Raw genomic sequence first — 3,292 nt, 5'->3', positions numbered from 1 at the left:
CCGCCCCCGCCGCCCCGCGCCCCATCGCCCTGGCCCTGACCGGCGCCTCCGGCGGCCAGTACGGGCTGCGTCTGCTCGAATGCCTGCTGCGCGCGCAGGTTCCGGTGTATCTGATGCTGTCCGAGGCGGCGCGCATCGTGCTCGCGATGGAATGTGGCCTGACCCTGCCGAGGCGCCCGGCCGATGTGCAGCGCGAGCTGGGCGCGCGCTACGGCGCCGCCGACGGCCAACTCAGCGTGTTCGGCGAGCAGGAATGGACCGCCCCGGTGGCCAGCGGCTCGGCGCGGGTGCGCGCGATGGTGATCTGTCCCTGCACCACCGGCTGCCTGTCGGCGGTGGCGGTCGGCGCCAGCGACAACCTGATCGAGCGCGCGGCGGACGTGATGCTCAAGGAGCAGCGCAAGCTAATCCTGGTCGTGCGCGAGACGCCGCTGTCGGCGGTGCATCTGCGCCATATGTTGACCCTGGCCGAGATGGGGGCGGTGGTGATGCCGGCCGCGCCGGGTTTCTATCACGCGCCGAAAACGCTCGACGACCTCGTGGACTTCATGGTCGCGCGCGTGCTCGACCAGTTGGACCTGCCGCAGACGCTGCTCAAGCCCTGGGGCCAGAGCGACTAGGCTGGCCGCCCTCAGTCTGCGCTAGCCGTCGGCGTGTCCAGCAGCAGCACGCGGCCATCCCAGCGCGTGACCGCATCCGGTCGATAGTCCTGCGCTTGGCGCACGACCAGGGGCGTGCGGCCCGCCAGCTGCGATTCCAGCAGCGCCAGCGGCGCGTCGAAGTCGCGCTCGGTGAGCGGCGCGCTGGCGAGATTGAACAGGGTTTGCACGCGCTGCAGGCTGACATTGCCTACCCACAGCGGCCGCGATTCGCCGCCGACGCCGGACAGACGCCAGGCCGAAGGCCACAGGCGCAACACCCACTGGCGGTCGCTATCCTCGGGGTAGCGCAGCATCAGCGCCTGGTGCTGGCCGTCGTGCACCTGCGGCAGCACGGGCAGTTGGGCGATGGCCGGCTGCTCGCTGAGCCAGCGCAGGCTGCCGAGTGCCGAGAATTCCGGGGTCGGTTGCCAGCCGAGCGCGATCAGCTGCGCCTCGATGTCGGTCAGCCGGCCGGCCCACTGCAGGTTGAGCGGATCGCCACGGCGTCCGCGCAGGTCGATGCGGTAGCCCGGCAGGCGCGCATGGCCCTCGGCCTGCCACTCGGCCGTGGTCATCGTGCCCTGTGGCATGCGCTGCGCGTAGTGCTCGAGATCCGGGCCATGTCGCGTGCCCCACTGGTAGGCCGCGCCGGCGGCGATGGCGGCCAGCGCCACCACCACCAGCGAGCGGTCCGGCACCAGCTGCGGGCGGTGGCGGCGGTAGCCGAGCGTCAGCAGCGCCACCCAGGTCAGGCCCAGCATCAGCCCGATCAGCGTGTCGCTGAGCCACTGCGCGCCGAGGTACAGGCGCGCCAGCGCGATCAGCACCACCAGCGACAGGAAGGGCACGTAATAGCGCCAGCGCTTGTCCACGCGCAGGCGCGAGCTGAGCAGCACCGGCAGGAAGCCGTAGACCACGGCCGCGAACACGCTATGCCCCCCGGCGAATCCGCCATGGACCTCGTTGCGGTAGTACTCGATCGGTTGCGGCACCGCCAGCAACCCGCTCAGCGCCGCCGCCAGCAGCGCGCCGAAGCTCAGGCCGCCGAGCCAGTGCGCCGCCGCGCGGCGGCGTTCGGTGACCAGCAACGCCACCAGAACCGTCAGGGACAGCGGCAGGTACACCTCCCAGTCGCCGAGCTGGGCCAGTGCCATGGCCACGCGGTCCATGCCCGGCGTGCGCAGGTCCTGAAACAGCTGGTAGACCATCGCGTCGGTCGGCACCGGATAGCGCGGCGCACCCAGGCCCCACAGCAGGTACAGCACCAGCCAGCCGCTGGCCAGCAGCAGCAGCGCCAGCATGGCCAGCGCTGGGGTTTCCGGGTAATCGGGATCGGCCAGCCCGCGGCCCAGACGACCGAGCAGACGGTGGCGCCGACTCCAGTCGAGCAGCCCGTGCACCAGTTCTTCGGCGTGCGCGGGCAGCCAGGCCAGGACCAGCCGTGTCAGCCAGAGCACCAGCCACAACAGCAGGCCCGTCGCCAGCACGACCACGACCAGGCGGAGTGCGACCTCGGCGACCAGGCCCAGCGATGCGCCGACCAGCGCGCCCGGCAGGATGTAGCAGGGCGCCCAGGCGACGGCGGAAAGCACATCCACCAGCACGAAGTGCAACGGGCGCATGCCGGCCACGCCGGCAATCGTGGGGATGATCGGCCGCACCGCGCCCACGAAGCGACCCAGCAGCACGCTCTTGCCGCCATGCCGCGCGAAATAGGCCTGGCCGCGGCGCGCCACGCCGGGATAACGGCTCAGCGGCCACATACGGTACAACCGCTCGCGAAAGTGGCGCCCCAGCCAGTAGCTGAGGCAGTCGCCCAGCACGGCACCGAGCGTGGCCCAGAACAGCGTCGGCGCAAGCTGGATGGCGCCGGCCGGGATCATGGCGCCGACACCGAACAGCAGGATGGCACCCGGCACCACGAGGCCGAGCATGAAGATCGACTCGCTGAAGGCAAAGGCGAACACCAGCGCATAGGCCCAGACCGGGTTGGCCTGCGCCCACTGCAGCAGGTGCTGGACCCAGACGGCGTCCACTCAGGCGCCGCCTACTGCGAGCTGGCGGAACACCGCCGCCGCGGCGGCGACGGTCTGGCTGAGGTCGGACGGCGTGTGCGCCGCCGACACGAAGCCGGCCTCGTAGGCGGACGGCGCAAGATACACGCCGCGCGCGAGCATGCCGTGGAAAAAGGCGCGGAAGCGCGTCACATCGCAGGCCATCACCCCGGCATAGGTTTGCACGGCGGGTGCGTCGGTGAAGAACAGTCCGAACATGCCGCCGACCTGCTGGGTGGTGAAGGGGATGCCGGCGCGCGCCGCTTCCACGCGCAGGCCCTTGGTCAGTTCGAGGGTTTTCTGTTCCAGCGCCTCGAAGAAGCCGGGCGCACTGATCAGCTCCAGGGTTTTCAGGCCCGCGGCCATCGCCAGCGGATTGCCGGACAGGGTGCCGGCCTGGTACACGGGCCCGAGCGGCGCGAGCCTTTCCATGATGTCGCGGCGGCCGCCGAAGGCGCCGACCGGCAGGCCGCCGCCGATCACCTTGCCGAGCGTGGTGAGGTCGGGCCGGATGCCGAAGCGCGCCTGCGCGCCGCCGAGGGCGACGCGAAATCCGGTCATCACCTCGTCGAAGATGAGCAGCGCGCCGTGCGCGGT

Annotated in this window: 3 protein-coding genes; 1 reads left to right on the top strand and 2 read right to left on the bottom strand. The window is 71.2% G+C overall.

All coding sequences use genetic code 11. From position 1 onward, the window contains the following. The first annotated feature begins 23 nt into the window (after positions 1-23). Complete coding sequence (locus VNJ47_03595; protein HXG27915.1) at positions 24-620, top strand: flavin prenyltransferase UbiX; 597 nt, start codon at positions 24-26, stop codon at positions 618-620. 11 nt (positions 621-631) lie between these two features. On the opposite strand, the gene VNJ47_03590 is transcribed toward VNJ47_03595, so the two are convergent. Continuing rightward, a complete protein-coding gene (locus tag VNJ47_03590) occupies positions 632-2,677 on the bottom strand; it encodes a VTT domain-containing protein (protein HXG27914.1) in 2,046 nt (681 codons plus the stop codon). After that, the coding region (locus VNJ47_03585; protein HXG27913.1) for an aminotransferase class III-fold pyridoxal phosphate-dependent enzyme at positions 2,678-3,292 on the bottom strand (615 nt) is incomplete at its 5' end.

The organism is Nevskiales bacterium, assembly GCA_035574475.1.
Taxonomy (GTDB): domain Bacteria; phylum Pseudomonadota; class Gammaproteobacteria; order Nevskiales; family DATLYR01; genus DATLYR01.
Note: the sequence above shows the minus strand (reverse complement) of the source record. Positions and strands in the feature narration are given on the sequence as shown.